The organism is Nitrospira sp. CR1.1, assembly GCA_014055465.1.
GTDB lineage: Bacteria > Nitrospirota > Nitrospiria > Nitrospirales > Nitrospiraceae > Nitrospira_A.
In genome coordinates this window covers 16,061-32,948 of sequence record WIAF01000013.1, presented here as the reverse complement: position 1 = coordinate 32,948, position 16,888 = coordinate 16,061, and the positions used below count along the sequence as shown (strand labels likewise).

Annotated in this window: 14 protein-coding genes; all 14 read left to right on the top strand. The window is 55.4% G+C overall.

Features of this window, described 5'->3' with window-relative positions:
- Positions 1–7: 7 nt before the first annotated feature.
- The 14 genes from tssK to tssG all read left to right on the top strand — a co-directional run bounded on the left by tssK (position 8) and on the right by tssG (position 16,870).
- Positions 8–1,363, top strand: coding sequence for a type VI secretion system baseplate subunit TssK (gene tssK / locus GDA65_18060; protein ID MBA5864590.1), 1,356 nt, complete (start codon positions 8–10; stop codon positions 1,361–1,363).
- 6 nt (positions 1,364–1,369) lie between these two features.
- Entirely contained in the window at positions 1,370–2,068 is a 699-nt protein-coding gene (locus GDA65_18055) for a hypothetical protein (GenBank protein MBA5864589.1), read from the top strand.
- On the top strand, positions 2,065–5,694 hold the full coding sequence (gene tssM / locus GDA65_18050; GenBank protein MBA5864588.1) for a type VI secretion system membrane subunit TssM: 3,630 nt from the start codon (positions 2,065–2,067) through the stop codon (positions 5,692–5,694). The genes GDA65_18055 and tssM overlap by 4 nt, the downstream gene beginning before the upstream one ends.
- A gap of 5 nt (positions 5,695–5,699) precedes the next feature.
- A complete protein-coding gene (gene tagF, locus GDA65_18045; protein MBA5864587.1) occupies positions 5,700–6,650 on the top strand; it encodes a type VI secretion system-associated protein TagF in 951 nt (316 codons plus the stop codon).
- Positions 6,651–6,833: 183 nt separating this feature from the next.
- Positions 6,834–7,634: an avirulence locus temperature-dependent protein secretion protein gene (locus tag GDA65_18040; protein MBA5864586.1), complete on the top strand. Its 801-nt coding sequence runs from the start codon at positions 6,834–6,836 to the stop codon at positions 7,632–7,634.
- A 15-nt stretch (positions 7,635–7,649) separates the two neighbouring features.
- Positions 7,650–8,768 (top strand): type VI secretion system protein TssA, encoded by a 1,119-nt coding sequence (gene tssA, locus GDA65_18035; GenBank protein ID MBA5864585.1) that lies wholly within the window; start codon positions 7,650–7,652, stop codon positions 8,766–8,768.
- Positions 8,769–8,791: 23 nt separating this feature from the next.
- On the top strand, positions 8,792–9,325 hold the full coding sequence (gene tssB / locus GDA65_18030; GenBank protein ID MBA5864584.1) for a type VI secretion system contractile sheath small subunit: 534 nt from the start codon (positions 8,792–8,794) through the stop codon (positions 9,323–9,325).
- Between the two features lie 2 nt (positions 9,326–9,327).
- The gene (gene tssC, locus GDA65_18025; GenBank protein MBA5864583.1) at positions 9,328–10,821 is read left to right on the top strand and encodes a type VI secretion system contractile sheath large subunit; all 1,494 of its coding nucleotides are present in this window, start codon (positions 9,328–9,330) and stop codon (positions 10,819–10,821) included.
- Between the two features lie 470 nt (positions 10,822–11,291).
- Positions 11,292–11,747, top strand: a complete 456-nt coding sequence (locus tag GDA65_18020; GenBank protein ID MBA5864582.1) for a hypothetical protein — start codon at positions 11,292–11,294, stop codon at positions 11,745–11,747.
- Positions 11,748–12,011: 264 nt separating this feature from the next.
- Positions 12,012–12,410: a hypothetical protein gene (locus GDA65_18015; GenBank protein MBA5864581.1), complete on the top strand. Its 399-nt coding sequence runs from the start codon at positions 12,012–12,014 to the stop codon at positions 12,408–12,410.
- Positions 12,411–12,598: 188 nt separating this feature from the next.
- Positions 12,599–13,075 carry a hypothetical protein gene (locus tag GDA65_18010; GenBank protein MBA5864580.1) on the top strand — a complete coding sequence of 159 codons (477 nt, stop codon included), beginning with the start codon at positions 12,599–12,601 and terminating at the stop codon, positions 13,073–13,075.
- Positions 13,076–13,173: 98 nt separating this feature from the next.
- On the top strand, positions 13,174–14,028 hold the full coding sequence (tssE, locus tag GDA65_18005) for a type VI secretion system baseplate subunit TssE (GenBank protein MBA5864579.1): 855 nt from the start codon (positions 13,174–13,176) through the stop codon (positions 14,026–14,028).
- A complete protein-coding gene (gene tssF, locus GDA65_18000; protein ID MBA5864578.1) occupies positions 14,028–15,842 on the top strand; it encodes a type VI secretion system baseplate subunit TssF in 1,815 nt (604 codons plus the stop codon). The genes tssE and tssF overlap by 1 nt, the downstream gene beginning before the upstream one ends.
- Entirely contained in the window at positions 15,806–16,870 is a 1,065-nt protein-coding gene (gene tssG / locus GDA65_17995; GenBank protein MBA5864577.1) for a type VI secretion system baseplate subunit TssG, read from the top strand. The genes tssF and tssG overlap by 37 nt, the downstream gene beginning before the upstream one ends.
- Positions 16,871–16,888: the final 18 nt, after the last annotated feature.

The window sequence follows — 16,888 nt, the reverse complement described above, 5'->3', positions numbered from 1 at the left end:
AGGAAGGGTGCCGGACATCACAATGGAGAACAACCAACGAGTCGTCTGGAGTGAGGGGATGCTCCTCACGCCGCAGTTATTTCAACAGTGGGACCAATCTTACGAGTGGCAGCTGAATGAGCGTTTCCATGCGTTGATTGCCTTTGGCTCTGGAGCGCTGCGTCTGGACTTCGATCATGACGGGTTGTCGAACGGGCGAGTTACCTTGCTCGGCTTTCATGGGGTATTGCCGGACGGACTCATCGTAAAGATTCCGGAAGATGATTCGGCCCCCCAAACGCGTCTCATCGGCGATATGTTTCCGGCCTCGGTCGATCATCTGGATGTGTTTCTGGCAGTTCCGGTTGAACAGACGGAAGGCATCAACTGCGCGCTGGAGGGCGATTCGGGATCTCGAGCCGCTCGATATTCTTCTGCATACATAGAACGGAAGGACACCACGACGGGCGGAAATTCGCGTGAGATCCTGGTCGCAAAAAAAACCCTCCGTATTTTATTTTCTGGTGAACCGACAACCGACATGGTGGTCCTGAAGCTCGGCGAGTTGCTCAGAACTCCGGCCGGTGCCATCGCTCTGAAAGAGACCTATATCCCGTCATGCGTGTGGATTTCCGCTTCTCCGTACCTGCTGCGACTGCTCCGCGGCCTCATTGAACTCCTAGCTGCTCAAATCGGATCGTATGGCAACGCCCAGCGCGGGATACTGGAAGCCATCGGGATGGATTTAGGTAAATATCACCTCATCGCCGCCCTCGTGGCCACGTTGCCCACCCTGCAGCACATGAGTCTCGTCGAAAAGGTGCATCCGGAACATCTTTACCTCGTCCTTGCCCGGCTGGCTGGCGCGCTCACGATGCTGGCGGGTCCGATGGAGACGCTGGAGGTGCCTCCTTATCGCCATGACAATCTGTCGGCAACGTTCGAAGAGCTGGATCATCGTATTCGTGCCATCCTAGACCGATTCCAGCCGACGCACTATCTGACCATCCCACTCGAGGCAAGCGGGGACAATGTATGGGTCGGGCGAGTACCGGAAAGCCGCCCGTTCGCATCGTCTCAGTTCTTCTTGGTGGTGGCCGGAGATTTGAGCGAGGACCAGATTCGCCAGCAGGTGCCGCAATTCATCAGGATTGGCTCGCCGACGAAGCTGAAAGAGATTGTGGCTGCCGCCATGCCGGGCGTCCGTCTGTACCATACTCCGCGGCCGCCGGCCACATTGCCGGTCCGGGTCGGCCAGCAATACTTTCGCCTGGACGATCGAGGCGTGTTCTGGGAAGAGATCAAAAGGTCCCAGATTGTGGCCCTGCATGTTCCCCAAAGCTTGCAATCGCTTCGGCTGCAGCTGCTGGCGACGAAGGAGTGAACAACCATGGCTACCGTTCAGGCTGAGAAGACGAGTGCGCTGAGCGATGTGTTCAATGACCTCTTGGTCCTGGGCGTACAACTACGTGACGCGACCAATCCAGGAAGCGTTGAGAGCCTGCGAGCCCGGCTTCATCAATTGTTTCAATCGGCAGAGGAAAGTGGGCGCGCGGCTGGCCTCTCTCAAGAGACGTTGGCTCAAGCGCGCTATGCCGTCGCCGCATTTATCGACGAGATGCTCATCAACTCGCGCTGGCCGCACAAGGACGAATGGGCGGCACGGCCACTGCAATATGAATTTTTCGGCGAATTTGTTGCGGGGGAAGGGTTTTTCAAACGCGTGGAGAATATTCGCGGGGGAATTCCGGTCAACGCCGATCTGCTGGAACTCTATACCTATTGTCTGATGCTCGGGTTCGAGGGGCAGTACAAGCTGGAAAATCGTGAACGACTACGTGGTCTGGTTGAAGATGTGACACGCCAAATTCAAGGAAAACGCGGGGAGATCCCACCGCTGTCGCCGCGGGGGCGGCGTCCGGAAGAGTTGCTTGAGATGGTCAAGCGTGAACTCCCTGTGTGGGTCATTGTGGTGACCAGTGCTTCCTTGGTGCTCTTGTTCTACATCGGATTGTCATTCTTGATCGGACAAGACGTCGATTATGTGAACCATGAATTGAAGCGCCTCCTGCAGGAGGTGCGGGGATGATGGCGTTATTCTCAAAGCTCAAATCGCTCGTGGTGGCCATACTGCGGCATCCGCGCTTGGTGATCGAGTTCGGAGTGGTCTGTCTGATCTGGCTGGTGTGGTTGATCGGACCTCAGATGGGGCTGGAATCAGTCGAAAGCCGAGTGCAGGTGATCATCCTCATCGGCCTACTTCGGTTCATCTTTTATATCGTTCACCATCTGGTCTCGCAGCGCCGTGCAACCCAATTGGAAGCATCGCTTCAACAGCAAGCGCAGGTACAGGTGGCGGCGGCCAGAGCAGATCATAAGGAAGAGCTGGAAGCGTTGCGTCGCCAGTTCGACAAGGGCGTGGCGGCGTTGAAAGAGTCCAATATCGGGAAAGGGCTCAAGGGGAAAGCCGCTCTCTACGCGTTGCCCTGGTATATGTTTATCGGCCCGCCTGCGTCGGGAAAGACCACAGCTCTGCGCCATTCTGGTTTGCAGTTTCCCTATCTCGGCGAGTCGGGTAAGGGACTGCAGGGTATGGGAGGAACGAGAAACTGCGACTGGTGGTTTACCAATGACGCGGTGCTGCTTGATACGGCCGGTCGTTATGTCACGCATGAGGAAGATCAGAAAGAATGGCTGGGCTTTCTCGATCTGTTGAAGCGATGTCGGAAGGAGAAACCCATCAACGGAATCCTCGTGGCGATCAGTATTGCTGATCTGATGCAGGCCGGTGAAGAAGAGTTAGAGGCTCATGCCAAGAAAATCCGCAGCCGAGTCGATGAATTGATGACACATCTCGGGATTACCTTTCCCATCTATCTCATTTTTACCAAGTGCGACTTGGTAAGGGGTTTTGTTGAATTTTTTGAAGAGCTGACGAAGAGTGAACGGGAGAAAGTCTGGGGCTGCACGTTCTCCAAGAGCTCCGCCAAGGAACCGGCGCATGTACGCTTTCAGGCCGAATTTGATCAGTTGCTCACCTCCGTGAGATCCCGGCGGCTCGTGCGCCTCGTGAACGCGCGGGGACCGTACAAGCTCAATATTTTCACGTTTCCTCTCCAGCTGGCGTCTGCGACCGACAAATTGACCCATTTTGTGGATGTGTTGTTTCAAGCAAATCCGTATCAGGAGAATCCGATGTTCCGGGGATTCTATTTGACGAGCGGGACACAGGAGGGCGCACCGATCGATCGGATCTTGGGGGCCATCAGCAGGGCTTCCGGACTTGGCGAGATGGTCGCCTCAATGCTCTCGCCGGCAGAGACGAAGAGCTACTTCCTGAAGGATCTCTTTACTGATGTGATCTTTCCCGATCACTTTCTGGCCGGGCCTACGACGACCATCCACAAGCAACGTGGTTTCCTGCGCGTTGCCTCCTTTGCCGCGGCGACGGTGTTTATCGCCGTTTCCGTTGTCGCGCTCGCATGGTCCTACATCGGGAACAAGGCGCTGGTCAGCGGTACCTTGTCCGCAGCGTTGAATGCGCCGGACGTCGCATTGACGGATGCGGCAAGTCTTGAAAGGAACACGGAGTACCTTGATAAGCTGGGCGATCGTTTCGACGAGCTTCTGTCCTATACCCAGAACGGCGCGCCTCCGCGTCTATGGGGTTTTTATCGTGGCGAACGGCTTCTCGATGATCTTCAGGAGGTCTATGCGAGACAGTTCGAAAAGATCTTCCTCATTCCAACCAAGCGCTACATGGAAGACGAGTTATATCGGTTTACGGCAGGGGATGTCCCGCGAACGGCAGGGCATTCGAGTGATTACTATTATGCCATGCTCAAGGCCTACATCATGCTGGGTGAGCCCAAGCGCGTGAGCACTGCCTATCTAGAGCGGTGGCTGAGTGCGCACTGGAGCGAGCAACTGAGCCGCCTGTATGCGACCTATGCTGTTCCCGACTGGGTGCAATCAAGTATCAGGCGGCACATGACCCTCTACGCCAGGTATCTGGCTCGTGTGCGGCAGGGACGCGTCGAATTAAACAAGCATCTCGTGGCAAGCGCGCAGGAGCAACTGCGTGATATTCCCATTGTGGAACGCCTCTATGGCCTCGCTCTTCGTGAAATAGACGAATCGCTGCGCCCCTTTTCCGTCGAAACAGCGCTTCAAGGCAGTCATCAGGGCAGTCTGCTGAGCGACTATAGTGTCCCAGGTGTGTTTACCCATGAGGGGTGGAAGGGACCGTTTCAGAGCGCCATGACGCGGGTGCTCGAAGGTCTCGGAAACGAAGCCTGGGTCATTGGTGAGTCTGATACGCAACAGATCGATCTCGAGCGGGGCATGAAGAAGCTCTATTTCCAGGATTATGTGCTTCATTGGCGCGCGTTCCTGAAGTCACTGAAACTTGGCCCGGCCGTGACTCCGGCGAATATGGAGGAATTGCTCTCAACGCTGAGCCAGACAGATTCGCCGTTCCTGAGAATATTGGAAGCGGTGGACCATCATACCGTGCCTGAGCCAGAGGGTATCGCAAAACTCCAGGATACGGCCGCCGGTCTGCTGGGAAAGGTCAAAGAGAAGTTGGGGTTGGAATCTGTCGGCAAGAAATTTGAGAAGACAAAAAGGGACCCGGATTCCGCGGAATTTCCCGGCGGAGTGACCATACACTTTCTCGCCATGCATAACCTGATCGCGGTCCCGAAGGATGCGAAAGAGGAGGCTCCCTTTACCCAATATCTGGCAGAGTTACGAAAGGCGCATCAGGTGTTTCGGCCAGTTCTCCGCTCGGAGACCGTAGGTCCGGACACGAAAGCCCTTGCGAGGAGTATCGTGGCGGGAGAGTCCAATGACCTTCTGCAAGGAATCATTAAAACGGACGCGTTGCTCCAGAAGCTGGATGCTGAATTGCGTGAGTCGATGTTGGCGGTGTTGTCCGAACCATGGTTGATGACCATGCGAGGTGTGCTGGAGCGAACCCGATCGGATATCGATCGGCGCTGGGGCGCCGACGTCTTTCAGGCCTGTCAACGGACGATTGAAGGGAGGTTCCCGTTTCGTCCGTCGGGCGAGGATGCGGTGGTTGCCGACGTCGTGGATTTCTTTCACCCCTCCAATGGCACTCTGTGGCGCTTTTACCAGGCAGAACTGAAGGCGTTTATGGAGGAGAGTGGTGAACGGCTGGTTCGCAAGGCTTGGAACGGAGTCGGAATGACTTTCTCGGATGCGTTTTTGGAGTCGATGGAGAGGGCCAAATTTATTTCAGATGGTCTCTTTACCAAAGGCTCTCCCGATCTGGGAACGGTTCTAGAGGTCTATCCATACCCGCCACAGGGATTTGCCGGTCGAACTGTCACCGAGGTCCGACTGGATGTGGGCGGTCAACCGCTCCGTTATCGCATGGAACCGCAGGAATGGTGGGAGATGAAATGGCCGGGGCCCACACCTGCAGTCGGAGCCACGCTTCTTGTCCAGGTGGGCAACGCCTGGGTCACAAAGGAGTACAAAGATGTCTGGGGACTCTTCAAACTTATGAATGCCGGGTTGGTTGAGACGGCCGATCATAGCGACGTCATGGTCAAGGTCCGATGGGAACTGCAGTCCCCGGATACAAAGCCATTACAAGTTCGGTATGACGTGAAGGGCCGGAGTGCCAGGAATCCATTCCGTTCCGGATTTTTTGAGCAGTTCAACTGCGCGCAGCACCTCATGTGACTCAGATGTATAGCTCTACCCTTGGGTATTACGGAAAGCTCCCGCTGTCCGCAGAATTTATCCGGTGTCAGGCCTCAGGTGCCGAAATTGATGACTTGGACCGATGGCTTCGCGAAGGGATGTACCACGCGAAATCGCACCTGGGATCCTCCTGGTCCAGGGATTTTACACAAGGGGACCCATGGGGGTTTTTATACGTGCCTCGTCACGGGAAGCGATTCCTGATCGGGCTCCTCAAGCCGAGTCAGGATAAGGCGGGACGGGAGTTCCCATTCCTGGTGTATCTGCTGTTGGAGAGGGAAGAGTTTCATGAGCTCCCCTGGTGTGCGCCGATGCATTTCAAGGAGTTCTTCGCGCAAAGTCACCGTGTGTTGGCGGATGTCGGTGCCGAGTCTGATCTGGCTCGGTTGCAATTTCGCTTACAGGCGCTGACACCGGTGGAAGGGCCTGAGACGTCTTCTGTCGAGTCGCGATACCACGCAGAACTGCTCCGTCACCGGCTGCGTGATCACTGGACTGATCTATTTGGCGGGTTTGAAAATTCCCGGAAACGCCGGGCACTGCAGTCGTTGTTACGCTGGGGAGCAGGATGCAATTCGTCGACTCCACTCCAGTGGCTGGCAAAATTGCCTCTGTTGTCTACCAGCAAGGAGGAGACCTATGACCTGCCGTTTTGGATGGACGTGGTATCTCATGCGTCCAACCACAGACTCGATGCCGGGCTCCTCTTCTGGAATCGGTGGCTTACCAGTGGCAAGCCCGTGTTGTTTGTGTCGCTGGAATGCCCGACCCCTCAATTGTTGCTATATCTCATCCATCCGGAAAGTTGGGAGAATGAGCCGCCCGGTGCGGGCACAGATGGGGAAGAATTGTCCCACCCGGGACGCGCGCTTCTTGAGGAAGGCGAGGTGACATTGGAGGCGTTCCTGCAACGGGTGTCCGGACTCAGGGCATAAGGGATGCGCAGAAGTCAATTCTCTGTGCCGAAGGCAGCGCTGCATAGCGTACCGCCGGTCCCACGAGTTTCGATGGGGAGATGGAAAGACCGTGGAATACACGTATTTGCCGCAGGATAGCCTTGCGCTTTTCCTGTGATTTCACTAGGATTGAACCCCTTCCAGCCTAGCGGAGGTGTTTGTATGGGAGCTAAGGAGTTACTCGATCAACATCACCTTTCCGCCGCAATTAGCGAACTCAATCAGGATATCAAACGGCATCCGACGGACGCCCGACTGCGAACCTTTCTCTTTGAACTTCTGTGCTTCGCCGGCGACTATGAACGTGCTCACCGTCAGCTTGACGTCATCGGACATCAAAACGAAAAAGTCGGCATCGGTGTGGAGATCTACAAGAATATTCTCCGTGCGGAAAGCATCCGGCGGCGAATGTTTGCCGAGGGAATCAAGCCGGGCTTTCTGTTTGATCCTCCTGAACATGTCGTGCGCTCGATGGATGCGCATAACCAGCTGCGCGAGCATCACGTGGCCGAAGCCAAGGCGCTGTATGAGCGGGCTCAGCGTGAACGGCCCGAAATACGTGGCAGGATAAAGGGCCATCCCTTTACGTCTTTTCGCGACACCGACGACCGCACGGCGGGCATTCTGGAAGTCATCGTACGTGACTCATACATCTGGGTGCCATTCGAGCGGATTCGCAAAGTTGTCATCCCGCAGCCAAAGCACTTGCGAGATTTATTGTGGGCGCCGGCGTCGTTGGAAATCGAGGACGGACCGGTGGGTGATGTATTTCTTCCGGTGCTCTATGCCGGTTCGGAGTTAGACCCGGATGATCAGGTGCGTCTCGGCCGGATCACCGAATGGGTTGATCTTGGCGTAGGATTGGCAGGAGGAGTCGGTCAAAAGACGTTTCTCGTGGACGACCGTGAAGTATCGATTCTGGAGATCGGGGAAGTGGAGTTCGAGGTGCTGGCGGCGGTGTGATACGCAAAGGAGACCATGGCTTCCGTAGCGACAGTCGATATCGATGCGATTCTTAAACCGATTTCGGGCGACAAGCCCTGTGGAGTCGATCCTCGCGATGGCGTGTCTTTTGATCTGCTGAAGGAAGCTCGTCGGGAGGAGGATACCGCAAGCCAGGGGGACTGGAAGCGAGATGTGAAGGTCGCTGATTGGCAGAAGGCCATCCAAATCGCGACAAAGATTCTGTCGACTGAGGGCAAGGACCTTCAGGTGGCGGCCTGGCTGACTGAGGGATTAGTCAAGAAGCACGGCTCGGCTGGACTCCGGGATGGCCTCAAGATTCTGCGTGGATTACATGAACAGTATTGGGATCATTTTTACCCTGCGATCGAAGACGGTGATCTGGATTTTCGGGGTGGGCGACTCGACGCACTGAACAAGACCCTGCCGATCGCTGTCCTCAACATGCCTCTGATTCATCCACCCGGCGGGCCGGCGTACAGCTACTGGCAGTATCAAGAGTCCCAAGAGGTTGAGAACCTGCGTCGCGGGGCCTCGACGGATGGGGATAAGAAGCGTGCACTTGCTGAAGCGTTGGAGGAAGGAAAGCTCGAAGGTGACAAGTTCGAGAAGGCCGTGGCAATGACACCTCTGACCCATTGCTCAACAATTCTTGAGAACCTGAACCAATGTTGGGATGAATTCGAACAGTTTGAGCGAATCGTGGATGAAAACTATCGCCCGGAGGCGCCAAGTTTGCGATCCATTAAGGAGGCCGTAACCGAATGTCGGTCTCTGATGAATGGAATTGTTCGGAAAAAGGGGGGCGTTGGGGCATCCACGGAAAGTCAACTCGACACAGCCTCTCGGGAGGGCGATATGGCACCAGTGGTACAGATGACGGCGAGCGGATCGGGCATTATGCCGGTTGATCGCACGGATGCCCTACGGCGGCTGGGGGCCGTGGCTGAGTTCTTCCGTCGGACGGAACCGCATAGTCCTGTGGCCTATCTCGTCCAGCGCGCAGCGCGGTGGGGAGAAATGCCCTTGGAAGAATGGCTGCAGGAGGTCATCAAGAGCGACGATGTGCTCGGCAACGTTCGTGAAACGCTGGGACTGACACAGAGCCGGCCAACGAATGAGCAAACTTCTTAGCAATCAACGTACGGAGGATTCCCATGGCACGTGAAAGCACTCAACATAAGTTGGACCGGGTTCGGCCGCCGCGTGTGCAGATTACCTATGACGTGGAGACCGGAGGCGCGATTGAGATGAAAGAGTTGCCGTTCGTCGTGGGTGTCATGGCGGACTTGGCCGGAAAGCCGGCTCAGCCCCTCCCGAACTTGAAGGAGCCCAAACGCAAATTTGTGGAAACAGATCGGGATAACTTTAATGACGTGATGAAAGGGATCGGGCCGCGTCTCGCCTATAAAGTGGATAACAAGCTGACCAATGACGATACCAAGATCGGCGTGGAAATCCGCTTCAACAACATCGATGACTTCAGTCCCGAGCAGGTGGCCGAACAAGTCGAGCCATTGAAAAAACTTGTGGAAGTGAGGAAGCAACTCTCTGCGCTGCTTGCCAAAACAGATGGGAATGACAAGCTTGCCGAAAAATTGCAGGAGATTATCGGCAATACCGAGTTGCAACAAAAAATTGGAAAAGAGGCGGGGCTGGGAACTGAGGGTGGTTCCCAGAAGGAGGGGTAGTCATGGCGGATGAAGCGAAACAAGCGCAGCCTCAGGGAGCGGCGGTCGCGGGAGCGGAAGAAAGCGGATTTTTGGATCAGATTATCAATGAGACCCGCATCGGAAAGGACGATTGGGAGCGGGACCAGTCTCGCCGGCAGATAGCGACGCTCGTTGATGAGGTCATGAAAGGCACCCTCCGTGTGTCGAAAGACCTCGAGGCGACGATCAACGCGCGCATCGCGGACATCGACAAGGTCCTCTCCGCTCAACTCAATGCCATCATGCATGCGCCGGAATTTCAGAAGCTCGAAGGGGCCTGGCGCGGACTGCACTATCTGGTGATGCAAAGCGAAACCAGCACCATGCTGAAAATTCGTGTGCTGAATATCAGCAAGGACGAACTGCGCAAGGATCTCGAGAAAGCGGTCGAATTCGACCAAAGCGCACTCTTCAAGAAAGTGTATGAGGAGGAGTACGGGACCTTCGGTGGAGCGCCCTACGGGGCCTTGATTGGAGACTTTGAGTTCGGGCGGCATCCTCAGGATTTGGCTCTACTCGAGAAGGTCTCGAATGTGGCCGCTGCGGCACATGCGCCCTTTCTCTCGGCGGCGGCGCCCGGTCTGCTCGGGCTTGAGAGTTTCACAGATCTGCCGAATCCTCGTGATCTCGCCAAGAAGTTTGAAACGCCGGATTACGCCAAGTGGAAGTCATTCCGTGAATCGGAGGATTCGCGTTATGTGGGTTTGACCTTGCCCCATGTGCTGATGCGTCTGCCGTACGGGCCGGATACGGTGCCGGTGGAAAGCTTCAATTTCAAAGAAGACGTCGATGGCACGGATCACAGCAAGTATCTGTGGGGAAATGCCGCTTATGCGATGGGGGCTCGTCTCACCGATGCCTTTGCAAAGTATGGCTGGACCGCGGCCATTCGCGGGGTGGAGGGGGGAGGGCGCGTGGATGGGCTGCCGACCCATACGTTCCGTACTGATGAAGGTGAGATCGCGCTGAAGTGTCCGACAGAGATTGCGATTACCGACCGGCGCGAGAAGGAACTATCGGATCTCGGGTTTATTCCACTCGTCCATTGCAAGGGGACAGACTTTGCCGCCTTCTTCGGGGCCCAATCCTGCCAGAAAGCCAAGAAGTATGACACGGATGCGGCGAACGCCAATGCGCGGCTCTCAACGCAACTTCAATATCTTCTGGCGATGTCACGCTTCGCGCATTATCTCAAGTCGATCATGCGGGACAAAATCGGAAGCTTCATGACACGCAAAGATTGTGAGGATTTCCTGAATCGCTGGATCAGCAAGTATGTTGTGAGCACGGAGGATGCCGGGCAGGAGATCAAAGCCAAGTTTCCTCTGAAGGAGGCCCGGGTGGAGGTGGCAGAGGTGGCGGGCAAGCCCGGTGTCTACAGAGCCATTGCGTTTTTGAAGCCTCACTTCCAGTTGGATGAACTGACGCTGTCCCTCAGGTTAGTGGCTGAGTTGCCGCCGCCGGCCAAGCGATAGCTAGACGAGGGGCGTAGCATCAATATGGATGACTGCAAGTGCCGGCTGGTGCGGCTTTGTCACGGGTGGTGTGTCGATCCCGGCGGACGTGAGTGAAAGCTAGGATATGGCAACGGTACGCGAGTTGAATATTGCCTCTGTCCGTCAGGTCAATCTATTCCCGCTTCATAGTGTCGATGATTGCCTCACCTCTGCCTCGTTGCGTACAGCCTTCTGGTGCCTTACGTATCCGATTGTGTCGATCGCGTATCTCTTTGGATAAAGCAGCGAGTCTGGCCGTGCCCGTCCTGGTCTGGTTGCGACTCGGAATGATTGTTCTTCCCGATGATTTAGGGGCTCAGGAGAGATTCTCAACTGCCGATAAGTGGACCTTCGGCGGGCATGTCTGTTGCTTTTGGTGATAGGCAAGACATCGTTCACAAAACGGACAGTTGTACGGCCGTCAATCAGACTCATATTAGGAGGTCATCATGGCAGAGGTGAGGCAGGAGAACGCATTTTTAAAGTTAGGTGATATCAAAGGTAAAGCGACCACCGATAAGTTCAAAGACCAGATCGTCTTTCAATCGATGTCCTATGGAGTGAATCAAGCCGGCGAGTGGGAAGAAGGCGACCGGTTGTCCGGCAATATTACGACCTTTGCCGACTTCGTGATCGTGAAAGAGATGGATGCGGCCAGTCCTTCCCTCGCCAAGGCTTGTGCGGTGAAGGAACAGATCCCCAAGGCGGAAATTACACTGATTTCGGGTAAGGATGTCATGTGCAAGGTGACCCTGGATGACGTCATTGTGAGCAACGTATCGGTCGGGTTTCATAGCGCAGAGGCCAGGCCCACGGAAACGATTGCCTTGCGATATCGCGCTGCCATGTGGGAGTGGGGTACCTCGAAGGCCGGATATGATCTGCGCAAGGGCGTGAAGAAGTAGAGCAGGATACGTGCTCAGTAAGCCAGCCACAGATCCTGAAAAAAACAGCGGGGGCTACTTATGAAATTTCAATGGGTAGATAGAGAGGGTGACTGTGATAGGGCTGCTGAGTAGGTACGTCCTTCAAGACGGGTTCACTCTGAATGGACAGCTGATTGAGAGTTGGCGACGTAGGTTTGCTTGAGGGCAAGGATTCAGAGGGGAAATAGTTCGCGACTTCAAACTCTGATGTCCAGACCCAGATTGATGGGAGGACGTTGAGCGATGCCTCAGGTTAACTATAACGGCAAGACGGTGTCAGATGAAAATATAAAAACCGTTCTCGGTCGCATTGCCACAAGATTGGGTGGCGATGTGTCTGTGACCAGTGGTGACCGTAATTACGTTCCACAGGGAGGCAGTCAGACAAGTCTTCATATAGGAAAGCGCGCAGCGGACTTCTCAGTTTCGGGTTTCTCTCTCGGGAGCGCATTCGCGCAGTTAAAGGCTCACGAAAAAGAAATATTCGATAACGATAAGAAGTATGAGGTTATACACCACGGAACGCATACTGCTACAGGTGGTCCACACCTCCATGTTGGCCGCTTTAGTGAGGGCGTGGGAGTTGGTTGGCTAGTAGAAGGTCTGGAGGCGACGGGTAAGGGTGTGTATTCAGCGGGGTGAGATGGATGGTATGTCGCTTGCTCGTTTCTGCGCTGCTCATAGTGGCCGCGTGCGGCTGCTCCTCTACAGGGGTCGTCGCTCGGGGGGCGCAAGACTCCTCTTCCTCCGTAGTCGATTATTATCCTTTAGATGTTGGGGCGGCATGGGTCTATGAGGTACACATCGAGGGTAAAGATGAGCCTGCTAGTATGCAGGTACTTGTCAGCGGGTCATTGGGTGTAAAAAATTCTGAGAGGCAGAGTTATCTCCTCTCTGTCTTGGACGAGTCGCTCCCTCCCGAAAATCGAATTGATGAGCCTGTGAGTTATGAGGTTAGGAGCACAGAGGGGATCTATTGCCTGAAGTGTGGAGGTTTTTTATTGAAAGGGCCGATAGCTATAGGAAATGAATGGCCTGCTGGACAGGAGGAGACGACGGCGAGGTATAGGATAACTTCAACAGATGCAACAGTGCATGTTGGTGGAAGGAATATTCATGAGTGTCTCGCCATTGAACTAATTGATTTGATTCAAGGTCGTCGTATTGAGTTCTTTTATGCTCCCAATGTTGGTCCTGTACTGGTTCGTTATTTCCATTTTGGAAAAGACACACAACAGACGAGCCCCTACAGGGTAGAGAATTTTGTGGAATTTGGAAGAACGACTCCACCACGGTTTCTCAGATGACATCAATATAAATAGGGATATAGAAACGGTTCAACCTGAGAACTAGTCGATTGTAAGGAACTGCAGTTGATCCCAAGAACGCAAACACTTCGGGGACGATGGGTTGGGTATCGTCAGTGAGCAAGCCACAGAGCGAAATGGGTTTAACTGCTTCAATTCTCGACCGTCTCCTCGATGACGATCCTCGGGCAGGCGATCCCTATCTGGACACGCTGGATCTCAAGGATGCCTCGAAGCTGACGGCGAAATTGCGGAATCCTCAGGACTCTGTGACGCGGTTCTTGCGGGACCAGCTTGGTCAGGAGGAGCGAGAGGTCGTGGATCGGGAAGGGGCTGTGGCCAATGACCTCCTGCTTGCCCTGACCGAGGGGCTCAATCGCATTATCAGAGGACCCCTGCTGTACGAGCGAAAGAGATTCGAAGGAGTCAAACTTTCCCAGGATACGGTGCGTCTCATGGAAGAGAGCCGGAAAACATCTCATGTGGCGCTGCTGAATCGTAGGTTGCTGGATGAGATCTTCCCCGGCGAACTATACAAGATGCGGAAGCCTGTCCCCTCCTCAACGAACATCCGCGAGCTGAAGAAATCGATTTCCCGGGATATTGAGGCCTTGCTGAATACCAGGCGTGAACTCCTGGACGGCGCACCCTCTGAGTACAAAGAAGTCAATAATTCGCTCTTGATGTTCGGCTTGCCGGATTTCACCAGCTACAGCCTGTTGAACCCTGAACACCGAAAGTTGATCCGCCGGTCCGTCGAGGAGGCCTTGACCAAGTTCGAGCCTCGGCTGAAATCCGTGCAGGTGACGCTGGAACCGCCGCGCAAGTTCGATGCAGCGCTTCATTTCCGTATCGATGCGCTGCTGCGTCTGGATCCGGCGCCGGAACCGGTCACCTTCGATGCAGCCCTGCAGCTAGGGACGTCGTCTTACAGCGTGCGAGGAGAAGTCTAGTGCAGGAGACATTGCTGGAATACTATGAGCGGGAACTCTCGGCTATCCGGCAATTGGGCCAAGAGTTCGCTCAGGCCTATCCCAAGGTAGCGGGCCGGCTCCTTCTTGAACCCAACAAATGCGAAGATCCGCACGTTGAGCGCCTGATCCAGGCTTTCGCATTCCTCGCCGCGAGGGTCCATCTCAAGATCGACGAGGAGTTCCCTCAGATTACCGATGCGCTGCTCGGGATGCTGTATCCACATTACCTGGCTCCCATCCCCTCTATGTCGGTCGTCGAATTCGTTCTGGATCCGGAGCAGGGAAAACTGACGAGTGGGTATGTCATGCCGGCAGGCACGCAGTTATATTCCCGCCCCATCGATGGCACCCAATGTCGATTCCGGACATGCTATGCCACGACCCTTTGGCCGATCACGCTGGCTTCCGTCAAAGTGCAGCCGGCTGACCGTGCCCTACCTGGAGGAAAGCCGGGAACGGCCCTCAAATTGGAACTCCATTCGCTGGGCGGTCACACGTTCAAAGATCTGCAGGTCGATGCACTCCGTTTCTATCTGAACGGGGAGGCTCCGCTGGCCTACGCCCTGTATGAGTTGCTCTTGAATCACACGTATGAGGTCCGTTGCCGGGCGGTTGGGGCGAAGCCGGGCGAGAAACCGGTCGTGCTCCCGCCGGGTTGCTTGCGTTCGGTTGGATTCGAGAAGGACGAAGGGTTGCTGCCATATCCTCCGCAGGCCTTGCTGGGCTATAGACTCTTGCACGAATACTTTACCTTCCCGCAGAAATTTCTGTTCGTGGAACTGAGTGGATTGCAGCGAGCGGTCAAGGCAGGGGTAGGGAATAAGCTGGAAATCGAGATCATCCTGGATCAGTCGCCGCGGTCGGATTACATGCCGACGGTGGAGACGTTTCGACTCGGCTGTGCGCCGGTGGTGAATTTGTTCTCGCACACGGCTGAACCGATTCGACTGGACCAGACACAGCACGAATACCGAGTCATCCCCGAGGTGAGGCGACCGCTGGCGAGCGAAATTTATTCCATTGATGCCGTGTCTCTCATGTCCGGGGAGACGCAAACCGTGAGGCCGGTGCAACCGATCTATTCGTTGAAACATACGCGCACAGATCGCGACCAGAGCGCGTTCTGGTATCACACCCGCAGGCCGTCAGATCGAAAGGGCGATGCCGGCACCGAGGTGTATGTCTCTCTCGTGGATCTGGCCTTGAATCCCACGGTGCCCGCCGGCGATACGCTCATGCTGTCTACGACCTGCACCAATAGGGGGCTCACCGGTCGGCTGCCAATGGACGATCCCCGAGGTGATTTTGAGCTGGAGAAGGCTGCGCCGGTTGCGCGCATACGAGCGCTGGTGAAACCAACGCAGCCGATCCAGCCGCCGCTGGGAGGCGATCTGCAATGGAGATTCATTTCCCATCTCTCGTTGAATTACCTCTCGTTGACCGAGGGAGGTCCCCATGCCTTACAAGAAATCCTGCGGCTGTACGACTTTTCTGATTCCAGCGTGGTTCACCAACAAATCGATGGAATTACGAAAGTCTCCTCCCGCCGGGTGACGCGTCGGCCGACGTCGCTGGGGTGGAGCGGTTTCTGTCGCGGAATGGAAGTCACCCTTGAGTTCGACGAGAACAAGTATGTGGGGAGTAGCGTCTATCTCTTCGCGAGCGTGCTGGAGAAGTTTTTTGCGCTCTATGCGTCGCTCAATTCGTTCACCCAGTTCGTCGCCCGTACGGAACAGCGAGAAAGGCCGCTGAAACAATGGCCGCCCAGAGCAGGGGAGCAGATTCTCATCTAAAACAGGAACTTCTTGAGCAAGGCTTCCGCTTTGATTTTTTTCAGGCGGTCCGGCTGCTTGCTCGCATCTATCCTGAGCGGCAGGTGGTCGGCGACAGCGCAAGCCCCTCGAAGGAAGTCGTTCGCTTCCGTGCTCATCAATCCCTCGCCTTTCCTCCTAGCGCCATTGCTCAGGTACGCCAGGATCACGATGAGCGACGACCGGCTGAAATGACCGTGGCGTTCATGGGGCTGACCGGTCCTCAAGGAGTTCTCCCTCTCTATTACACAGAACTGATGTTGGAGCGGCTACAGGCCAAGGACCAGACGCTGCGTGATTTCTTCGACACGTTCAACCATCGGATGATCTCGCTGTTTTTTCGAGCCTGGGAAAAACATCATTGCGCGGTGGGGTTTGAACAGTGGCTGTTAAAAGGCAAAGAAGATCGCTTTGCCCGTTGTCTGTTCGCCTTCGCCGGACTCGGCACGAGCGGGCTGCGGGATCGATTAACCATCGACGATCGATCGGTTCTGCGCTATGTCGGCCTGCTGGGACAACGTCCGCGGTCCGCTGAATCCTTGGAGCGTTGCCTGAAAGACTATTTTGAGGTGCCGGTGCGCGTGAAACAATTCGTCGGAGCCTGGCTGAATTTGGAGGAAGCAGATTGGACCACGATTGGGGTGACGGGCAGCAACAATCTTCTGGGTCATTCCGCGCTGGCCGGAACCAAGATCTGGGATCAGCAGGCAGGGTTTAAGGTGGAGCTGGGCCCGTTGGAATTTGAACAGTTCAACAGATTGTTGCCCTCCGGCCGGGCCTATCCGACGCTTGTGCAGCTGACGAAGTTATTTGCCGGGCCGGAGCTGGATTTCGACGTGCAGCTCCTGTTGCGCGCCGACGAAGTGCCGGCTACAAGACTCGAGTCGACAGAGAGCTATGCCCCGAGACTGGGCTGGACGACGTGGTTGAAGACCAAACAGTTTGAGCGTCACGCGGACGAAGTCAGGTTCTCCGGTTCCACGATGACGACACAGGCTGCGACGGCGTAATGACCCATCGCTGAGAGG

What these genes read in the sequence shown, in the direction of transcription:
- GDA65_18055 (MBA5864589.1), top strand. Translation starts at nt 1,370, where the DNA reads ATGGCTACCGTTCAGGCTGAGAAGACGAGTGCGCTGAGCGATGTGTTC.
- tssM (MBA5864588.1), top strand. Translation starts at nt 2,065, where the DNA reads ATGATGGCGTTATTCTCAAAGCTCAAATCGCTCGTGGTGGCCATACTG.
- tagF (MBA5864587.1), top strand. Translation starts at nt 5,700, where the DNA reads ATGTATAGCTCTACCCTTGGGTATTACGGAAAGCTCCCGCTGTCCGCA.
- GDA65_18040 (MBA5864586.1), top strand. Translation starts at nt 6,834, where the DNA reads ATGGGAGCTAAGGAGTTACTCGATCAACATCACCTTTCCGCCGCAATT.
- tssA (MBA5864585.1), top strand. Translation starts at nt 7,650, where the DNA reads ATGGCTTCCGTAGCGACAGTCGATATCGATGCGATTCTTAAACCGATT.
- tssB (MBA5864584.1), top strand. Translation starts at nt 8,792, where the DNA reads ATGGCACGTGAAAGCACTCAACATAAGTTGGACCGGGTTCGGCCGCCG.
- tssC (MBA5864583.1), top strand. Translation starts at nt 9,328, where the DNA reads ATGGCGGATGAAGCGAAACAAGCGCAGCCTCAGGGAGCGGCGGTCGCG.
- GDA65_18020 (MBA5864582.1), top strand. Translation starts at nt 11,292, where the DNA reads ATGGCAGAGGTGAGGCAGGAGAACGCATTTTTAAAGTTAGGTGATATC.
- GDA65_18015 (MBA5864581.1), top strand. Translation starts at nt 12,012, where the DNA reads ATGCCTCAGGTTAACTATAACGGCAAGACGGTGTCAGATGAAAATATA.
- GDA65_18010 (MBA5864580.1), top strand. Translation starts at nt 12,599, where the DNA reads ATGCAGGTACTTGTCAGCGGGTCATTGGGTGTAAAAAATTCTGAGAGG.
- tssE (MBA5864579.1), top strand. Translation starts at nt 13,174, where the DNA reads ATGGGTTGGGTATCGTCAGTGAGCAAGCCACAGAGCGAAATGGGTTTA.
- tssG (MBA5864577.1), top strand. Translation starts at nt 15,806, where the DNA reads ATGGCCGCCCAGAGCAGGGGAGCAGATTCTCATCTAAAACAGGAACTT.